Genomic DNA, 17146 nt, shown 5'->3' on the forward strand with positions numbered 1-17146 from the left:
GCCTAAACAGAGGTGTTTTTCCGTGCACAAGCTAGCCTTGAAACGGTGCCGCCTGTAGCAATCGTGCACCAGCGGTGTGCAGTTCGGTGACGTCCCGCTGTTACAGGTCGGTTGCACGTAAACACTTGCCAGGGTTGCAATGATGGCACTCGACGGTTGCTCCTTGTCTGTATGTATGGTGGCGCCTGCCGCGTGGCAGACGGTTGCACGCTCAATAAAGAAAAGGCCGCCCGTCGCCTACAGGCACCCTTCACAGTGTGTTTTCCCGGAAGACAAAACCGATGGCACGACCCTTGCTCGGAGTACCAGGCTGAGAAGTTGTAGTGCCAACCAAAAAAACTCTAGGAGCACCACCTCATGTCGCAGACGTTTTACAAGAAAGGTTTCCTGGCTCTGGCCGTAGCTACGGCCCTGGGTGTTTCTTCGTATGTTCAGGCCGACGTCAAGATCGGTGTAGCGGGCCCCATGACCGGGGCAAACGCAGCGTTTGGCGAGCAGTACATGAAAGGTGCGCAGGCAGCGGCCGACAAGATCAACGCCGCCGGTGGCGTGAATGGCGAGAAAATCGTTCTGGTCAAAGGCGATGACGCCTGTGAACCGAAGCAAGCCGTGTCCGTGGCCAACCGCCTGGTCGATCAGGACAAGGTGATCGGCGTGGTGGGCCACTTCTGTTCCTCCAACACGATCCCGGCGTCCGAGGTATATGACGAGGCGGGCGTGATTGCCATCACTCCAGGCTCCACCAACCCAGCGGTCACTGAGCGCGGCTTGAGCGCCATGTTCCGCATGTGCGGCCGTGACGACCAGCAGGGTATCGTCGCTGGCGACTACATCGTCGACGTGCTCAAGGGCAAGAAGATCGCGGTGTTGCACGACAAGGACACCTACGGCCAGGGCCTGGCTGACGCGACCAAGGCGCAGCTGGAAAAGCGCGGCGTGAAGCCCGTGCTGTACGAAGGCCTGACCCGTGGCGAGAAAGACTTCAGCGCGGTGGTCACCAAGATCCGCTCTACCGGTGCCGACGTGGTCTACTTCGGCGGCCTGCACCCGGAAGCCGGCCCGCTGGTTCGCCAGTTGCGCGAGCAGGGCCTGAAGGACGTCAAGTTCATGTCCGATGACGGCATCGTCACCGACGAACTGGTGTCCACCGCCGGCGGCGCGCAATACGTGGACGGCGTGTACATGACCTTCGGCGCCGACCCGCGCCTGCTGCCAGACAGCAAGGCGGTGGTGGAGGAGTTCCGCAAGGCCGGCACCGAACCTGAGGGCTACACCCTGTACGCCTACGCTTCGCTGCAGGCCCTGGCTGCCGCGTTCAACGGCGCGAAGTCGAACAAGGGCGAAGACGCTGCCAAGTGGCTCAAGGCCAACCCGGTGCAGACCGTGATGGGCGAGAAGAAGTGGGACAGCAAGGGCGACCTGACCGTCTCCGACTATGTGGTCTACCAGTGGGACAAGAACGGTAAATACCACCAGCTGGAAAAACAAAAATAACAACGGCCCGCGGCCCGGGCTATTGCTCGGGCCCAAGCCCCGCGGTACCTGTCTTTCTTCGTAGATCTGCACAGTTCTGCGCGGCGAGGGCCCCGCACAGGTGGCCCGCGCCGTGGTCGGCGCTCGTGCAATCTCAATCAGGTGAGATTGCGTTATGGATGGTATTTTCCTGCAGCAACTGGTCAACGGCCTGACCCTCGGGTCGGTCTATGGCCTGATCGCCATCGGCTACACAATGGTCTATGGCATTATCGGCATGATCAACTTCGCGCACGGCGAGGTGTACATGATCTCCGCTTACCTCGCGGCGATCAGCCTGGCATTGCTGGCTTACTTCGGTGTCGAATCGTTCCCCCTGCTGATGCTGGGCACCCTGTTGTTCACCATCGTCGTCACCGGCGTTTATGGCTTCACCATCGAGCGCATCGCCTACAAACCGCTGCGTAACTCCACCCGCCTGGCACCGCTGATCAGTGCCATCGGCATTTCGCTGATCCTGCAGAACTACGCACAGATCAGCCAGGGCGCCCGCCAGCAAGGCGTGCCAACCCTGTTGGAAGGCGCCATGCGTGTCGAAGTCGGAACCGGCTTCGTGCAACTGACTTACACCAAGATCTTTATCCTGGTGGCGGCATTCGTCGGCATGGGCCTGCTGACCTACGTGATCAAGTACACCAAGCTCGGCCGCATGTGCCGTGCCACCCAGCAAGACCGCAAGATGGCCTCGATCCTGGGTATCAACACCGATCGGGTGATTTCCTACGTGTTCGTCATCGGTGCAGTGATGGCCGCCCTGGCAGGCGTGCTTATCACCATGAACTACGGCACCTTCGACTTCTACGCCGGCTTCATCATCGGTATCAAGGCGTTCACTGCCGCAGTGCTCGGTGGTATCGGCTCGCTGCCGGGTGCCATGCTCGGCGGGATCATCCTGGGTATTTCCGAGTCCCTGTTCTCAGGCCTGATCAACTCCGACTACAAGGATGTGTTCAGCTTCTCGCTGCTGGTGTTGATCCTTATCTTCCGCCCACAAGGCCTGCTGGGTCGCCCGCTCGTGGCTAAGGTGTGAACATGTCCGTTGCCAAAACTGCCTCTGTTAGCGAAACCAAGGGTTTCGACCTTAAACGCAGCCTGCTGGAGACCATTGTCGCTGGCCTGCTGGCACTTATCGTGTTCGGTCCGGTCGTTGGCGTGGTACTTGACGGCTACACCTTCAATGCCGAGCCGCGCCGCGTGGCCTGGCTGGTCGGCGGTGTGATGGTTGGGCGCTTCCTGCTCAGCCTGTTCCTGCAGACTGCCCCTGGGCAACGCATGCTCCTGGGCTTTGATAGCGGTGGCTCGGGCGTGCATGTGACCGCCCCGGACTACAAGTCGCGCCTGCGTTACATCATCCCCGCGCTGATCGTGATTGCCATCGTTTTCCCGATCTTCGCCAACAAGTACCTGCTGACCGTGGTCATCCTCGGCCTGATCTACGTATTGCTGGGCCTTGGCCTGAACATCGTGGTCGGCCTGGCCGGCCTGCTCGACCTGGGGTATGTGGCGTTCTATGCCATCGGTGCCTACGGCCTGGCGCTGGGTTATCAATACCTGGGGCTGGGCTTCTGGAGCGTGCTGCCGTTGGCGGCCATCGCTGCGGCGCTGGCGGGGTGCATCCTCGGATTCCCGGTGTTGCGCATGCACGGTGACTACCTGGCGATCGTGACGCTGGGCTTTGGCGAGATCATCCGCCTGGTGCTGAACAACTGGCTATCGTTCACCGGTGGCCCCAACGGCATGCCGGCGCCTTCACCCACTCTCTTCGGCCTGGAGTTCGGCCGCCGGGCCAAGGATGGCGGCGTGCCGATCCACGAGTTCTTCGGCTTCGAGTACAACGCCAGCCTCAAGTTCGTGTTCATCTACGCGGTGCTGTTCATGGTCGTGCTGGCTGTGCTGTACATCAAGCATCGTCTGACCCGCATGCCGGTCGGCCGGGCCTGGGAAGCGCTGCGCGAAGACGAGATCGCCTGCCGTTCGATGGGCCTGAACCACGTGTTGGTCAAGCTGTCGGCCTTTACTCTGGGTGCCTCGACTGCCGGTTTGGCGGGGGTGTTCTTCGCCACCTACCAAGGCTTCGTCAACCCGTCGTCATTCACATTCTTCGAGTCGGCGCTGATCCTCGCCATCGTCGTGCTGGGCGGCATGGGCTCGACCGTGGGCGTGGTCATCGCCGCGTTCGTGCTGACCGTGGCGCCGGAGCTGCTGCGCAGCTTCTCCGAGTACCGCGTGCTGTTGTTCGGCGTGCTGATGGTGCTGATGATGATCTGGCGACCGCGTGGGCTGATCCGCATCAGCCGTGCCGGTGTGACCCCGCGTAAAGGAGTGGCGCCATGAGCGACGATATCATTCTCTCGGTCGACAACCTCATGATGCAGTTCGGTGGCATCAAGGCGCTCAGCGACGTCAGCCTGAAGGTCCGGCGCAACCAGATCTTTGCCCTGATCGGCCCTAACGGCGCCGGCAAGACCACGGTGTTCAACTGCCTGACCGGCTTTTACAAGGCCAGTGGCGGACGTATCGAGCTGAACGTGCGTGGCAGCCACACCAACGTCATCCAACTGCTCGGCGAACGCTTCCAGGCGGCCGACTTCTTATCGCCTGCGCGCTTTGCCAACCGTATGTACTACAAGATGTTCGGTGGTACCCACTTGGTCAATCGCGCCGGCCTGGCGCGCACCTTCCAGAACATTCGCCTGTTCAAGGAAATGTCGGTGGTGGAGAACCTGCTGGTGGCCCAGCATATGTGGGTCAACCGCAACTTGCTGGCCGGGGTGCTCAACACCAAGGCCTACCGCAAGGCCGAAAGCGATGCACTGGATCACGCCTTCTATTGGCTGGAAGTGGTCGACCTGGTCGATTGCGCCAACCGCCTGGCCGGCGAGCTGTCGTATGGCCAGCAGCGGCGCCTGGAAATTGCCCGGGCCATGTGCACGCGGCCGAAGATCATCTGCCTGGACGAGCCGGCGGCGGGCCTGAACCCGCAGGAAACCGAGGCACTCAGCCGCATGATCCGTGTGCTGCGTGACGAGCACGACATCACGGTGGTGCTGATCGAGCACGACATGGGTATGGTCATGAGCATTTCCGACCATATCGTGGTGCTGGACCACGGCACTGTGATTGCCGAAGGTGCGCCGCAGGACATCCGCCACAACCCGACGGTGATTGCCGCCTACCTGGGTGCAGACGAAGAGGAACTGGTATGAGTGCACCCATTCTCGAGCTGAAGGACCTGGACGTCTTCTATGGGCCGATCCAGGCGCTGAAGAAAGTCTCGATGCACATCAACGAGGGCGAGACTGTAAGCCTGATCGGTGCCAACGGTGCCGGCAAGTCGACCCTGCTGATGTCGATTTTCGGCCAGCCGCGGGCGGCATCCGGGCGTATCGTGTACCGCGGCACCGACATCACCCGCAAATCCTCGCACTACATCGCCTCCAACGGCATTGCCCAGTCGCCGGAAGGGCGCCGGGTGTTTCCCGACATGTCCGTCGAAGAGAACCTGATGATGGGGACCATCCCCATTGGCGACAAGCATGCCGACGAAGACATGCAGCGCATGTACGAGCTGTTCCCGCGGTTGAAGGAGCGGCGTAACCAGCGGGCCATGACCATGTCCGGTGGCGAGCAGCAAATGCTGGCGATTGCCCGGGCACTGATGAGCCGGCCGAAGTTGCTGTTGCTGGACGAGCCCTCGCTGGGGCTGGCGCCGATCGTGGTCAAGCAGATTTTCTCTACCCTGCGAGAGTTGGCCAAGACCGGGATGACCATCTTCCTGGTGGAGCAGAACGCCAACCATGCGCTGAAACTGTCGGACCGGGCGTATGTGATGGTCAACGGGCAGATTCGCATGACCGGGACCGGGCAGGAACTGTTGGTCAATGAGGAAGTGCGTAACGCTTATCTTGGTGGGCACTGAGTGGTATGCAGGGGCTGCAATGCAGCCCCTTCCCAATGTGGAAAACTTGTCGTTCCCTTCTCCCGACACACGCCAATATTCCCCCGCAAGCCATTGTTTCCACAGGCCATATCTTTTCCACGGATAATGTGGAGCCGCCTGTGGAAAACATGGTGGCATATCGCTCTAGGCCTTTAGAATCAAGCCCTGAAGGCATATGATCATTTTTTGTTCACATCCCCTTTGTGGATGATTTTCCCTGATTTTCACAACCCCTGCGTGCACTTCAAACGCAGCGAAAATCCTGTGGATAAGTCTGTGAGAAAACGTTGGACAGACCGTTGCAGGCGGCATGCTTGAAAGCCTTGCGCCATCACCTAAAAGATATCCACCGACCGCAACCCGCTGAAAGGGTTCCGTGCAGTGGACAAGTTGCCCCCAATCCGTGGGGAAAGCCCTGTGGATAACATGCGCATACCTGGCGGCGAGCCCTCTGTCGCAAGGGTTTGACGAATATGAACAAAAAATGAACAGCCCCTGAGCGGCTTGCTGCCAGCGCTGTGCGCGGGCATGCTGCAAAGCTGGCATGAACCTACCGCGAGGAACAGAGCATGACGTCCACCGTATTCATCACTGGCGCGACTTCCGGTTTCGGCGAGGCCACTGCCCGCCGCTTCGCCGAAGCCGGCTGGAAGCTGGTACTCACTGGGCGCCGCAAAGAGCGCCTGGATGCCTTGTGCGCTGAACTGTCGGCCAAGACCGAAGTGCATGGCCTGGTGCTGGACGTGCGTGACCGCAAAGCCATGGAGCAGGCTATTGCCAATCTGCCGGCCGGCTTTGAAAAGATTCGCGGTCTGGTCAACAACGCCGGCCTGGCGCTGGGTGTGGATGCTGCGCAGAACTGCAGTTTGGATGACTGGGAAACCATGGTCGACACCAACATCAAGGGCCTGATGTTCACCACTCGTTTGCTGCTGCCACGGCTCATCGCCCATGGCCGTGGCGCGACGATCCTGAATGTCGGGTCTGTGGCGGGCAATTATCCGTACCCGGGCAGCAACGTGTATGGCGGCACCAAGGCCTTCGTCGGGCAGTTCTCGCTGAGCCTGCGTTGCGACCTGCGCGGTACCGGCGTGCGTGTGAGCAACATCGAGCCGGGCCTGTGCGAGAGCGAGTTCTCGCTGGTGCGCTTCGGGGGCGACCAGGCCAAGTACGATGCTACCTACGCGGGTGCGGAGCCGATCCAGCCACAGGATATTGCCGAGACCATCTTCTGGATCCTCAATCAGCCGGCACACATCAACATCAACAGCCTGGAACTGATGCCGGTGAGCCAGGACTGGGCAGGGTTCTCGATCGATCGTTCGGCCAAGGGCTGATAATCGTCGCTAGGGCCGCCTTGCGGCCCATTGGCGGAGGCCCCCACAAAGACCCAACAGCTTCAAGGGCAGTCCAGCTTGTGGGAGCAGGCTTGCCTGCCAAATACGTCAGCTCAGGCGCAGCAACCCTTCCAGGCAGGTCGCTAAATGGTAAGGCGTAGTAGAAGGCATATCGTGCCGGCTAACCGCCCCCTCACCATCCCTGCATTCATACCAGCCGGCGTCACGCAGGAACCGCGCCTCCAGCGCCTGTAACTGCTCCGTCAGCTTCGCCTCGCCACCCGCGCGCAACGCAAGCGCCCGCAGATACTCGGCCTGCGCCCAGATGCGCTGGGAGGCATCGAGCACCCGGCCATCCACATTCAGCATTGCCAGCACTGCCGCATCTTTCACCCCGAACTGTTCGGCAAAGCTGAAAGCCCGGTCAATTGAGGCATGCAGCGGCGTGTTACGCAGCAGCGGGGAGGTATGCAACAGATAGAACCACTCGAACTGGTGCCCCGGCTCGAACCAGTTATCCACAACCCCGCGTGGCTTTTCCAGCATCAGGCCATGGGCCGGTTCAATGAAGTGTGCCTCGAGCGCCTGACACAGTTGCAGCAACGACTGGCGGACATGTTCGTCGCCACGCACTGCCAGGACCTGCAGGAACGCTTCGGCCAGGTGCATCTGCGGATTCTGCAGCGGGCCACTGCCGAGGTCGGCCCAGTCTTCGCCCAGGCAGGCTTCGAAGAGGCCATCGTCACGGGTGAACTGCTGGTCGATGATGGCCAGCGCGGCATTCAACGTGGACTCCACCAGGCTTTCGCGCACTTTGCCCCAGTAGTGCGCGCAGGCGAACACGATGAAGGCGTGGGTATACAGGTCTTTGCGCCGGTCCAGCGGCTTGCCGTGGGCGTCGATGCTGTAGAACCAGCCACCGTGCTCGGCATCGTGGAAGTGCTTTTGCAGCGAGCGAAACAGGGCTGCGGCACGCTCGGCGGCACCCGGCTGACCGATACGGCTGCTGAACAGGTAAAGCTGGCGTGCACAGGCCATGGCGCGGTAGCGCTGCACCGGCAACGGATGGTGCTGGGCGTCCAGCGCTTCGTAGGGCAGGGCCATGTCGGCGTTCCAGCCCGGGCCTTGCCACAGCGGCACGATACGTTCGGCGAAGTGCTGGTTGAAGCGGGCCAGTTCGGGCAGGGTGGGGCGGGGGTCGGACATTTAGGCGCTCGTCGCTGTCGGGCAGGGCGCCATGGTAGCAGAAGTGGGGTTTCAGTAGCCTGGGTTGCCGAGCCCCTGCCAATGCCGTGCCCCGACAAAGATGAAGCGCAACTGCTGGGTGATTTTTTCCTGAGGCGTCAGGGCCTGTGGATAACCCGCTTCCGGGTTGTCGATAAGCTCGGGCAGGGTGGCGAACACGGTCTTGACCACCAGGTCGGCCATCACCGCCAGCGCTGCGCTGTCCAGGTGTTGCCAGCGCTTCATTCGCGCAAGGTCGGTGGCCAGGTCGTCGCTGATATCCTGGCGCAGGCGGGCAATGGCCTGGCGCACGGCCTGTGCACCGCCGTACTGCTCGCGGGCCAGGAACAGGAACTGCGCGCGGTGAGCGGCTACCACGTCGAGGAAGATGCGCACCGAGGCGTCAGTGATGCCGCCCAGTTCGAACTCGTTCTGGCGCACCAGGCGGATGGTCTGGCGGAAGGTGGTGTCGATTTCGGCAACAAGGGCCAGGCCCAGGGCGTCCATGTCGGAGAAGTGCCGATAGAAGCCGGTCGGCACGATGCCAGCTGTCTTCGCCACTTCGCGCAGGCTGATACTGCCGAAACCACGGCCACTCTCCATGAGCAGGCAGGCGGCATCGAGCAGGGCCTGGCGGGTCTGTAGCTTCTGTTCGGCGCGCGGCAGCATGGTGCGGGCTTCTGTAACGGTCAGGCTGGGCACTCTAGATAAAAAAACAAAGCCCGGTCAATGGACCGGGCCTGGAGGGGAGCAAGCGTTGTGACAGAAGTTGTTCTTTTCGGCCATGGCGATCAGCTCACACGGCTGAGTTCAACCAGGCGATCCGAGCCACCTTCGGCAACACGGCCAGCTTGTTCGATCAGGCGATCCGAGCCACCTTCAGCGACACGGCCAGCTTGTTTGATCAGGCGGTCCGAGCCACCTTCAGCGACACGGCCAGTACGTTCGATCAGGCGGTCCGAGCCACCTTCAGCGACACGGCCAGCTTGTTCGATCAGGCGGTCCGAGCCACCTTCAGCGACACGGCCAGCTTGTTCGATCAGGCGGTCCGAGCCACCTTCAGCGACACGGCCAGCTTGTTCGATCAAGCGATCCGAGCCACCTTCGGCGACACGGCCAGTACGTTCGATCAGTCGATCGGAACCACCTTCAGCTACGGTTTTCAGCGGCTGGGCAATTTCGGCAGCGCTGGAGCGCGCTTCGGATGTCAGGTGTTGCTCGGACGCTGGCAGGGCGAAAGCGTTGGCGGCCAGAAGGGACAGGGTCAGGGTCAGCAGATGGCGTTTCATGATTTCGGTGCTCCTCTCGGGGGCTGGAAAGTGGGTACGGAGCCAATGCTACGCCGCGTAACGCCAGAGAGAAGTTCATATGGGTAATGGTAACAATCGACCATATTGATAGAGGTTGGAAAGGCCTCTATTCCGGACATTACAGGCGTTCTGGAAACCCCATGGCATTGTTGGCGGTGGGTAACAGGTACGTCCTGGTGCGCCGAATTCCTGAGCAAGAGGCCAGGAAAAACTTCGCTATCATGGCGCCATCGATAAAACCTCACGGGTTTTCATCAGTCGGAGTTATTGAGGCCATCGCTGCGCCTGTTTTCTGTCATGCCGCAAGGAGATTTACGCAATGACGCGTCCCGCCAGAATCCTCGTCTGGACCCTCGCCAGCCTGCTTACCGTGCTGGCGATCCTGGTGGTAGTGATTGCCACCTTCGACTGGAACCGCGTCAAGCCACTGCTCAACGAGAAGGTCTCCGAAGCCTTGCATCGGCCCTTCGCGATCAACGGCAACCTCGCCGTGCACTGGCGTACCGAGCCCGAAGAGGGCGGTTGGCGTGCCTGGGTGCCTTGGCCGCACTTCATTGCCGAAGACCTGACGTTGGGCAACCCCGAGTGGCTCAAGGAGCCGAAAATGGTCGGCCTTGAGCGCGTGGAGTTTCGCCTGGCGCCGCTGCCGCTGGTGCTCCAGCAAATCAGCATACCCCGCATCAACCTCACCAAGCCCACTGCCAGCCTCACTCGCCTGGCCGATGGCCGTGCCAACTGGGTCTTCGACTTCGGCCCCAAGGATGAAAACGCTGAACCTTCCAAATGGCAGCTGGACATCGGCGCCATCGGCTTCGATCAGGGCAATGTCAGCTTCGACGACCAGACCCTGAAAACCAGCATGAAGGTGCAGATCGACCCGCTTGGCAAACCAATCCCGTTCAGTGAGATTGTCGGCAAGGCCAGCGCCGAGAAGGTCGGTGGTGCGCAGGACTATGCCTTCGGCCTCAAGGCCCAGGGCCGCTATAAAGGCCAGCCAGTGTCCGGCACCGGCAAGATCGGTGGCCTGCTGGCCCTGCAGGACGCCAGCCAGCCGTTCCCGCTGCAGGCTGACGTGCGCATCGCCGACACCCATGTGGTCCTCGCCGGCACCCTCACCGACCCGCGTAATCTTGGCGCCCTCGACCTGCGCCTGCGTTTGTCGGGTGCCAGCCTGGGTAACCTCTACCCCTTGACCGGGGTCACCTTGCCTGACACCCCGACCTATTCCACCGACGGTCGCCTCAGCGCCAACCTGCGTGCGGCGCCAGGGGCGACGTTCAATTACCAGGGCTTCAACGGCAAGATCGGCGACAGCGATATCCACGGGGACCTGGCCTTCGTTGCCAGCCAGCCACGGCCCAGACTGTCTGGTAACCTGGTATCGAACCAGTTGCTGTTCAAGGACCTGGCGCCGCTGATCGGCGCCGACTCCAATGCCGAACAGAAGGCCCGCGGCGGTGCCAGCAAGCAGCCTGTGGGCAAGGTGCTGCCAGTGGAGGCGTTTCGCACCGAGCGCTGGCGCGCGATGGATGCTGACGTCACTTTCGCTGGCAAGCGCATCGTGCACAGCGCGCAACTGCCGTTCAATGATCTGTCGGCCCATGTGATGCTCGAAGACGGCCTGTTGCGCCTGGAGCCCCTGCGCTTTGGCGTGGCCGGCGGCAGCCTGGCCTCCAACATCCGCCTGGACGGGCGCAGTGTGCCCTTGCAGGGGCGTGCGAAGTTGACTGCTCGCGGCTTCAAGCTCAAGCAACTGTTCCCCACCTTTGCACCGATGCAGACCAGCTTTGGTGAGCTCAATGGCGACGCCGATATCAGCGGCCGTGGCAACTCGGTAGCCGCCTTGCTGGGGACAGCCAATGGCGACCTGCGCATGCTGATCAACGATGGCGCCATCAGCCGCAGCCTGATGGAAATTGCCGGGTTGAACGTGGGCAACTATGTGGTCGGCAAGTTGTTTGGTGATGAGGACGTGAAGATCAACTGTGCGGCGGCCGATGTTGGCATCAAGGATGGCCTGGCGACTACGCGGCTGTTCATCTTCGATACCGAGAACGCGATCATCTACATCGACGGCACGGCGAATTTCGCTTCCGAGCAACTGGATTTGAACATCACCCCGGAATCGAAAGGGCTGCGGTTGTTCTCGCTGCGTTCACCGTTGTATGTGCGCGGATCGTTCGCCAGACCGAACGCCGGTGTGCAGGCGCTGCCGCTGGCGTTACGTGGCGCAGGGATGGTTGCGCTGGGTGTGGTTGCAGGGCCGGCGGCAGGGTTGCTGGCGCTGATCGCGCCCAGCAGCGGGGATGACCCGAACCAGTGCACGCCGTTGTTGCAGCAGATGAAGGCAGGCAAGGCGCCGGCGACAGTGAAAGCGCGGAAATAGCAAGGGGCCGCAAGCGGCCCCAGGAGAGTGTCAGAAATCAAAGGCCTTGCAGCAGGTCGGACATATCGTCCGCGTGCTCTTCTTCCTGCGCCAGGATGTCTTCGAATATGCGACGGGTAGTTGGGTCTTTATCCCCGATGTACTGAATGATTTCCCGGTAGCTGTCTATGGCGATCCGCTCTGCCACCAGGTCTTCCAGCACCATCTCTTTCAGCGAGTTGCCGGCCACGTACTGGGCATGCGAGTTCTTGGTCAGGTTGTCGGGGTTGAAGTCCGGTTCCCCACCCAGTTGCACGATGCGCTCGGCCAACTTGTCGGCATGTTCGGCTTCCTGGTTGGCATGTTCCAGAAATTCCTCGGCAGCCACACCGGCCTTGATGCCGCTGGCCATGAAGTAGTGGCGTTTGTAGCGCAGCACACAGACCAGTTCGGTGGCCAGCGATTCATTAAGCAGGCGCAGGATCTGCTCACGGTCGGCGTGGTAACCCTCGGTCACTGCACCTTGCTCCACATGCTGGCGTGCACGTTCGCGCAGGGTTTTCACATCGGTCAGTTCAACATTGCTCATGGTTATCTCCAGCAGGGGTCAGGGTCAGGTTGGAGCGCAGGCTTACGCGCCATGCAGGGCGTCGCTGTCCTCTTGGCGTTGCTTGCAGGTCTTGAAGCCTTTGGCATCGACATGGCCGGTGGCATCGAAGCGCACGTAGTAGGGTTGCTGATTGCCAGCGTGGTTGAGGATGTAGTCGTTGCAGGTGCCCCCGTGCGGCAGGTCGATCACGCTCGACGGGCTGCCGCCAATGGCGATGACCTTCTGCATGGTCATACCGTGCTCCACCTGTTTGACCAGCGGCTCGTCGCGGTAGGTAACGTAATCCACCGGGTTTTCCGGGCGGCTGCCGCAGGCGGCCAGGGTGGCGCTTGCCAGAAGGATTGCCAGGGTCTGCTTGTACATGGTCCCGCTCCTTGCAAAGGGTCTGTGTGGTTTTGAACCACAGCGCGCGCCAGGAGTTCGATTGCGATGGTCATCATGGCCGCTGTAGTGTTGACCCATCGTCCACGCAAAGGAGCTGCGGCAATGCAGCAGGAGTTGGCCACGCGATACCCGCTGGTGCTGGTGCCGGGCATGCTCGGGTTTGTCCGGATGGTGCTCTACCCCTACTGGTTCGGCATTGTGCCGGCCTTGCGCAAGGGCGGGGCGCAGGTGTTTCCGGTGCAGGTTTCGCCGCTGCATTCCAGCGAGGTGCGCGGCGAACAGTTGCTGGCGATCATTGACGACATTTGCCAACGTACCGGCGTCGACAAGGTCAACCTCATCGGCCACAGCCAGGGCGCCCTGAGCGCGCGTTACGCAGCGGCCAAACGGCCGGGGCGGGTGGCGTCGGTCACCTCGGTGGCGGGGCCCAACCATGGCTCCGAGCTGGCCGACCACCTGGAACGCACGGCACCGGGCGATTCACCCCAGGGGCGCATCCTCAAGGCTGTGCTGCATGGGTTTGCCGTGCTGCTGGTGTGGCTGGAAACCGGCTGGCGTCGTGAGCCGCTGCCGGTAGATGTGCACGCCTCGCACCAGTCGCTGACCAGCGCCGGGGTGGCACTGTTCAACCAGGCTTATCCACAGGGCCTGCCGCAAACCTGGGGTGGGGAAGGGGCTTATGAGGTCAATGGCGTACGCTATTACTCCTGGTCCGGCACCTTGCAACCGGGCCTGACAGACCAGGGGCGCAACCGCTTCGACGGCAGCAGCCGCTTCTGCCGCCTGTTCGCACGCAGCTTCATCAAGGAAAAGGGCCATTGCGATGGCATGGTCGGGCGTTTCAGTTCGCACCTGGGGCAGGTGATCGGCGACGATTACCCGCTCGATCACCTGGACATCGTCAACCAGTCGCTCGGCGCCGTGGGCAAAGGCGCCGAGCCGGTGCGGCTGTTCACCGAACATGCCGCCCGGCTCAAGGCGGCAGGGCTTTAGCTCAAGCGCCTTGGCGGCGGATCGGCGTGGTCCAGCGTTCGGCCAGCACTACGCCGGCCAGGGTCAGCAAGCCGCCAGCCAGGTGGTAACTGGCCAGTTGCTCGTCGAGTACCACGGCGGCGATCAGCGCAGTGACCAGCGGCAGCAGGTTGAAGAACAGCGTGGTGCGGCTGGGCCCCAGACGGTGCACGGCCTGCATCCACACCAGTGGCGCGACCATCGAGGCCAGTACGCAGGCATACAGGACCAGGCCGATGTTGTGGCTGTTCAGGCCGGTCTTGTCCGACAGCAGGAACAGCGGTAGCAACACGACGATGGCCACCAGAATCTGCAGGTACAACAGCTGCATCGGCGGCAGGCGCAGCTGCCATTTCTTCAGCAGGAAGCTGTACAGCGCATAGGCCAAGGTGGCCACCAGCATCAACAGGTCGCCGCTGTTCAGCCCTTGCTGCAGCAGGCTGGCGGGGTGGCCGGCGCTGACCACTTCAAGCACGCCAAAGAATGACACCACCGCGCCCAACAAGGCACCGTAGCTCAGGCGCTGGCCCAGCCAGACGATGGACAGCGCCAGTGACATCAGCGGCATCAGCGAGAGGATGATGCCCATGTTGGTGGCACTGGTGATGCCAGCGGCGAAGTAGGCCAGGCTCTGGTACATCGCCATGCCCAGCACGCCGAGCACGAACACCTTGGCCAGGTGCGGACGGATGGCTGCACGGTTGCGCCATACGGCGGGCAGCAGGAACGGGGTGAACAGCAAGGCGGCCAGCAGCCAGCGGTAAAAGCCGATCTCCGCGGGGTGGATGGCGCCAGCCGACATCTTGGTGACCACGGTGTTGCCGGCCCAGATGAGGATGGCGGTGAGGGGGAACAGGTAGTTCATGCAGCAGGGTACTCGTTGGGGGCTGGAATGGGGCTGCTTTGCAGCCCTTCGCGGGTGAACCCGCTCCTACGGGGATACACAGACCTGGAGGCTGGCGCAGATCCTGTGGGAGCGGGCGAGCCCGCGAAAGCCAGCAAGGCAGGCCCTCGATAGGCCTGTATTATCGAATGTCTGTCTACAAGCCTATACTTCTATCCAGACAACCGACCCTGCAAAGCAGACAGCATGCCGCGTAAATACCTCGATATCCCCCAGTTCACCCAACTGCCGGCCCCGGTGTACTTCCGCCACGACGAGTTCGTTGCCGACACCCACAGCGCCGTGCACCAACACGCCTGGGGCCAGCTGAACTACACCGCCCACGGCGTGATGCATCTGGATGTGGCCGGCCAGCGCTTCCTGTCGCCGCCGCACTACGCCGTTTGGGTGCCGCCCGACACCGAGCACGGCTGCTACAACCCCCAGGCCATCGTCTATCGTTCCATCTACCTCGACCGCAGCCTGTGCGCAGCCCTGCCAGCGCGCCCGTGCAGCCTGATGATCAGTGACATCCTCAAGGCCATCCTCGGTGACTTCGCCCGGCGCAATCTCAAGGTGGCCGAGGACGAGCGTGACCAGCGCCTGGTACAGGTACTGCTTGACCAGTTGCTGCTGGCGCCCACCTTGGCCTGCTACCTGCCGTTTGCCCACAGCGATGGCTTGCGCCAGGTGCTCGGCGCGCTCAGCGCCGAGCCGGGGGACAACCGCCCGCTGGCCGACTGGGCCGCCCGCGTGCACGTCAGCGAACGCACCCTGGCCCGCCAGTTTCTGCGCGAACTGGGCATCAGCTTTGGCGAATGGCGCCTGCGCCTGCGTTTTCTGCGTGCCATCGAAGCGCTGGAAGCCGGCCTGCCGATTCAGGCCATTGCCTTCGACCTTGGCTACAGCAGCGCTTCGGCGTTCATCGCCATGTTCCAGCGCCAGGCCCGGTGTACGCCCGAGCAGTACCGCCGGCAGGCGCGGGCGGGGCGCTGAACATTCTTGGCTACACTCAGCTCGACCCCGTGCATCGGGCGCGGAGCCCAGGAGACCACTCCATGAAAGTGCTGCAAATCCCGTTACTGGCGCTGGCGGTGTTGTTCAGTGCCCAAGGTTTCGCTGCCAATACCGCGCAGCAGGAAAAAATGAAAACCTGCAACGCCGACGCCACCGCCAAGGCCCTCAAGGGCGATGAACGCAAAGCGTTCATGAGCACCTGCCTGAAAAAGGATGTGCCACACACCCAGCAAGAGAAAATGAAGACCTGCAATGCTGACGCCACCACCAAAGCCCTGAAGGGGGACGAGCGCAAGGCGTTCATGAGTGACTGCCTGAAGAAGAAATGACCTGCGCCTATGCCTGCGCCGCCAAGGCTGGCAGACTGCGGCATTCCCGCTGTCTGCCGTCGAGGCTGTATGACCTTTACCCCCCGTCAGATCACCCTGGCCAGCCTGATCATCGTCATGGCCGGGCTGCTGCTGGCTTTGCCCCTGAAGTTGCTGCCCAGCCTGCTGGCCGGTCTTCTGGTGTTCGAACTGGTCAACATGCTGACCCCGCGCCTGCAACCGCTGTTTGCTGGCCAGCGTGCGCGCTGGCTGGCCGTGGCGCTGCTCGGCACGCTGGTTGTCAGCACCCTGACACTGCTGATTGCCGGTGCCTTCAGCTTCCTGCTGCACGAGGCGGAAAACCCCGGCGCCTCGCTGGACAAGTTCATTGCCCTGGTCGAGCAGGCCCGCGGTCAGTTGCCACCCTTCATCGAGGGCTACCTGCCGGCCAGTGCCGCAGAGTTCAAGGTGGCCATCGGCGACTGGATCAAGAGTCACCTGAGCGATTTGCAGTTGGTGGGCAAGGGCATGGCACACATGTTCGTGACGCTGCTGATCGGCATGATCCTCGGCGCCATCATCGCTTTGCAGCGCATTCCCGATGTTTCCCGGCGCAAGCCCCTGGCGGCGGCGCTGTTCGAGCGTCTTAGCCTGCTGGTGAAGGCGTTTCGCAACATCGTGTTCGCACAAATCAAGATCTCGCTGCTCAACACGATCTTCACCGGCGTTTTCCTGGCCGTGGTGATGCCACTGTTCGACGTGCACCTGCCGCTGACCAAGACGCTGATCGTGCTGACCTTCCTGCTGGGCCTGCTGCCGGTGATCGGCAACCTGATGTCCAATACCTTGATCACCATCGTCGGCCTGTCGCTGTCGATCTGGGTGGCGGCGGCGGCGCTGGGTTACCTGGTCGTCATCCACAAGATCGAGTACTTCCTCAACGCGCGGATCGTGGGTGGGCAGATCAGTGCCAAGGCATGGGAATTGCTGCTGGCGATGCTGGTATTCGAGGCGGCGTTCGGGCTGCCTGGTGTCGTGGCGGGGCCCATCTACTATGCCTATCTGAAGAGTGAGCTGAAGCGGGCGGAGCTGGTCTGATCATGTAGTGGCTTGTACTGGCCCTTTCGCGGGTAAACCCGCTCCTACAGGGGCCTGTGGTCAATCACCGATGTGTGTCCACCCCGATCGGGCGTAGGAGCGGGTTTACCCGCGAATACGGTAGCG

Annotated in this window: 17 protein-coding genes; 11 read left to right on the plus strand and 6 right to left on the minus strand. The window is 62.0% G+C overall.

Features of this window, described 5'->3' with window-relative positions:
- Positions 1-357: 357 nt before the first annotated feature.
- The 6 genes from ACF8EF_RS14610 (at position 358) to ACF8EF_RS14635 (ending at position 6810) form a co-directional block, all read left to right on the plus strand.
- Positions 358-1494 carry a branched-chain amino acid ABC transporter substrate-binding protein gene (locus tag ACF8EF_RS14610; protein ID WP_392460335.1) on the plus strand — a complete coding sequence of 379 codons (1137 nt, stop codon included), beginning with the start codon at positions 358-360 and terminating at the stop codon, positions 1492-1494.
- A 154-nt stretch (positions 1495-1648) separates the two neighbouring features.
- Complete coding sequence (locus tag ACF8EF_RS14615; protein ID WP_176683160.1) at positions 1649-2563, plus strand: branched-chain amino acid ABC transporter permease LivH; 915 nt, start codon at positions 1649-1651, stop codon at positions 2561-2563.
- A gap of 2 nt (positions 2564-2565) precedes the next feature.
- Positions 2566-3867: a high-affinity branched-chain amino acid ABC transporter permease LivM gene (gene livM / locus ACF8EF_RS14620; RefSeq protein ID WP_176683161.1), complete on the plus strand. Its 1302-nt coding sequence runs from the start codon at positions 2566-2568 to the stop codon at positions 3865-3867.
- Positions 3864-4739: an ABC transporter ATP-binding protein gene (locus tag ACF8EF_RS14625; RefSeq protein WP_176683162.1), complete on the plus strand. Its 876-nt coding sequence runs from the start codon at positions 3864-3866 to the stop codon at positions 4737-4739. The genes livM and ACF8EF_RS14625 overlap by 4 nt, the downstream gene beginning before the upstream one ends.
- Positions 4736-5452: an ABC transporter ATP-binding protein gene (locus ACF8EF_RS14630; RefSeq protein WP_176683163.1), complete on the plus strand. Its 717-nt coding sequence runs from the start codon at positions 4736-4738 to the stop codon at positions 5450-5452. The genes ACF8EF_RS14625 and ACF8EF_RS14630 overlap by 4 nt, the downstream gene beginning before the upstream one ends.
- 590 nt (positions 5453-6042) lie before the next feature.
- Positions 6043-6810, plus strand: a complete 768-nt coding sequence (locus ACF8EF_RS14635; RefSeq protein WP_392460336.1) for an SDR family oxidoreductase — start codon at positions 6043-6045, stop codon at positions 6808-6810.
- A 108-nt stretch (positions 6811-6918) separates the two neighbouring features.
- Here ACF8EF_RS14635 and ACF8EF_RS14640 read toward each other — a convergent pair whose 3' ends face one another.
- From ACF8EF_RS14640 to ACF8EF_RS14650, 3 genes are all read right to left on the minus strand, one after another.
- Complete coding sequence (locus tag ACF8EF_RS14640; protein WP_392460337.1) at positions 6919-8016, minus strand: AGE family epimerase/isomerase; 1098 nt, start codon at positions 8014-8016, stop codon at positions 6919-6921.
- 51 nt (positions 8017-8067) lie between these two features.
- Complete coding sequence (locus tag ACF8EF_RS14645) at positions 8068-8703, minus strand: TetR family transcriptional regulator (protein WP_003249603.1); 636 nt, start codon at positions 8701-8703, stop codon at positions 8068-8070.
- A gap of 122 nt (positions 8704-8825) precedes the next feature.
- On the minus strand, positions 8826-9323 hold the full coding sequence (locus ACF8EF_RS14650) for a phage infection protein (protein WP_392460338.1): 498 nt from the start codon (positions 9321-9323) through the stop codon (positions 8826-8828).
- A gap of 340 nt (positions 9324-9663) precedes the next feature.
- Here ACF8EF_RS14650 and ACF8EF_RS14655 point away from each other — a divergent pair, with 340 nt between their 5' ends.
- Complete coding sequence (locus ACF8EF_RS14655) at positions 9664-11730, plus strand: AsmA family protein (protein ID WP_392460340.1); 2067 nt, start codon at positions 9664-9666, stop codon at positions 11728-11730.
- A gap of 37 nt (positions 11731-11767) precedes the next feature.
- On the opposite strand, the gene ACF8EF_RS14660 is transcribed toward ACF8EF_RS14655, so the two are convergent.
- Together ACF8EF_RS14660 and osmE are read right to left on the minus strand one after the other, a co-directional pair.
- Positions 11768-12298: a bacterioferritin gene (locus ACF8EF_RS14660; RefSeq protein WP_209963156.1), complete on the minus strand. Its 531-nt coding sequence runs from the start codon at positions 12296-12298 to the stop codon at positions 11768-11770.
- A 42-nt stretch (positions 12299-12340) separates the two neighbouring features.
- Positions 12341-12682: an osmotically-inducible lipoprotein OsmE gene (gene osmE / locus ACF8EF_RS14665; RefSeq protein WP_176683168.1), complete on the minus strand. Its 342-nt coding sequence runs from the start codon at positions 12680-12682 to the stop codon at positions 12341-12343.
- A gap of 123 nt (positions 12683-12805) precedes the next feature.
- Between osmE and ACF8EF_RS14670 the strand changes: the two genes are divergently transcribed.
- Entirely contained in the window at positions 12806-13696 is an 891-nt protein-coding gene (locus ACF8EF_RS14670; protein WP_209963162.1) for a triacylglycerol lipase, read from the plus strand.
- A gap of 1 nt (position 13697) precedes the next feature.
- Here ACF8EF_RS14670 and ACF8EF_RS14675 read toward each other — a convergent pair whose 3' ends face one another.
- Complete coding sequence (locus ACF8EF_RS14675; RefSeq protein ID WP_176683170.1) at positions 13698-14579, minus strand: DMT family transporter; 882 nt, start codon at positions 14577-14579, stop codon at positions 13698-13700.
- A gap of 225 nt (positions 14580-14804) precedes the next feature.
- Here ACF8EF_RS14675 and ACF8EF_RS14680 point away from each other — a divergent pair, with 225 nt between their 5' ends.
- The 3 genes from ACF8EF_RS14680 (at position 14805) to ACF8EF_RS14690 (ending at position 17020) form a co-directional block, all read left to right on the plus strand.
- Positions 14805-15593 (plus strand): AraC family transcriptional regulator, encoded by a 789-nt coding sequence (locus ACF8EF_RS14680; RefSeq protein WP_392460341.1) that lies wholly within the window; start codon positions 14805-14807, stop codon positions 15591-15593.
- A 62-nt stretch (positions 15594-15655) separates the two neighbouring features.
- A complete protein-coding gene (locus tag ACF8EF_RS14685; protein ID WP_176683172.1) occupies positions 15656-15943 on the plus strand; it encodes a PsiF family protein in 288 nt (95 codons plus the stop codon).
- A 69-nt stretch (positions 15944-16012) separates the two neighbouring features.
- Positions 16013-17020, plus strand: a complete 1008-nt coding sequence (locus ACF8EF_RS14690) for an AI-2E family transporter (RefSeq protein ID WP_176683173.1) — start codon at positions 16013-16015, stop codon at positions 17018-17020.
- Positions 17021-17146 lie beyond the last annotated feature (126 nt).

This window comes from Pseudomonas sp. zjy_15 (assembly GCF_043101865.1).
Taxonomy (GTDB): Bacteria; Pseudomonadota; Gammaproteobacteria; order Pseudomonadales; family Pseudomonadaceae; genus Aquipseudomonas; species Aquipseudomonas putida_Y.

Coding starts and splice junctions, on each gene's coding strand:
- ACF8EF_RS14645 (WP_003249603.1), bottom strand. CDS start 8,703: ATGCTGCCGCGCGCCGAACAGAAGCTACAGACCCGCCAGGCCCTGCTC.
- ACF8EF_RS14625 (WP_176683162.1), top strand. CDS start 3,864: ATGAGCGACGATATCATTCTCTCGGTCGACAACCTCATGATGCAGTTC.
- ACF8EF_RS14690 (WP_176683173.1), top strand. CDS start 16,013: ATGACCTTTACCCCCCGTCAGATCACCCTGGCCAGCCTGATCATCGTC.
- ACF8EF_RS14650 (WP_392460338.1), bottom strand. CDS start 9,323: ATGAAACGCCATCTGCTGACCCTGACCCTGTCCCTTCTGGCCGCCAAC.
- ACF8EF_RS14635 (WP_392460336.1), top strand. CDS start 6,043: ATGACGTCCACCGTATTCATCACTGGCGCGACTTCCGGTTTCGGCGAG.
- livM (WP_176683161.1), top strand. CDS start 2,566: ATGTCCGTTGCCAAAACTGCCTCTGTTAGCGAAACCAAGGGTTTCGAC.
- ACF8EF_RS14610 (WP_392460335.1), top strand. CDS start 358: ATGTCGCAGACGTTTTACAAGAAAGGTTTCCTGGCTCTGGCCGTAGCT.
- osmE (WP_176683168.1), bottom strand. CDS start 12,682: ATGTACAAGCAGACCCTGGCAATCCTTCTGGCAAGCGCCACCCTGGCC.
- ACF8EF_RS14680 (WP_392460341.1), top strand. CDS start 14,805: ATGCCGCGTAAATACCTCGATATCCCCCAGTTCACCCAACTGCCGGCC.
- ACF8EF_RS14655 (WP_392460340.1), top strand. CDS start 9,664: ATGACGCGTCCCGCCAGAATCCTCGTCTGGACCCTCGCCAGCCTGCTT.
- ACF8EF_RS14615 (WP_176683160.1), top strand. CDS start 1,649: ATGGATGGTATTTTCCTGCAGCAACTGGTCAACGGCCTGACCCTCGGG.
- ACF8EF_RS14630 (WP_176683163.1), top strand. CDS start 4,736: ATGAGTGCACCCATTCTCGAGCTGAAGGACCTGGACGTCTTCTATGGG.
- ACF8EF_RS14660 (WP_209963156.1), bottom strand. CDS start 12,298: ATGAGCAATGTTGAACTGACCGATGTGAAAACCCTGCGCGAACGTGCA.
- ACF8EF_RS14675 (WP_176683170.1), bottom strand. CDS start 14,579: ATGAACTACCTGTTCCCCCTCACCGCCATCCTCATCTGGGCCGGCAAC.
- ACF8EF_RS14670 (WP_209963162.1), top strand. CDS start 12,806: ATGCAGCAGGAGTTGGCCACGCGATACCCGCTGGTGCTGGTGCCGGGC.
- ACF8EF_RS14685 (WP_176683172.1), top strand. CDS start 15,656: ATGAAAGTGCTGCAAATCCCGTTACTGGCGCTGGCGGTGTTGTTCAGT.
- ACF8EF_RS14640 (WP_392460337.1), bottom strand. CDS start 8,016: ATGTCCGACCCCCGCCCCACCCTGCCCGAACTGGCCCGCTTCAACCAG.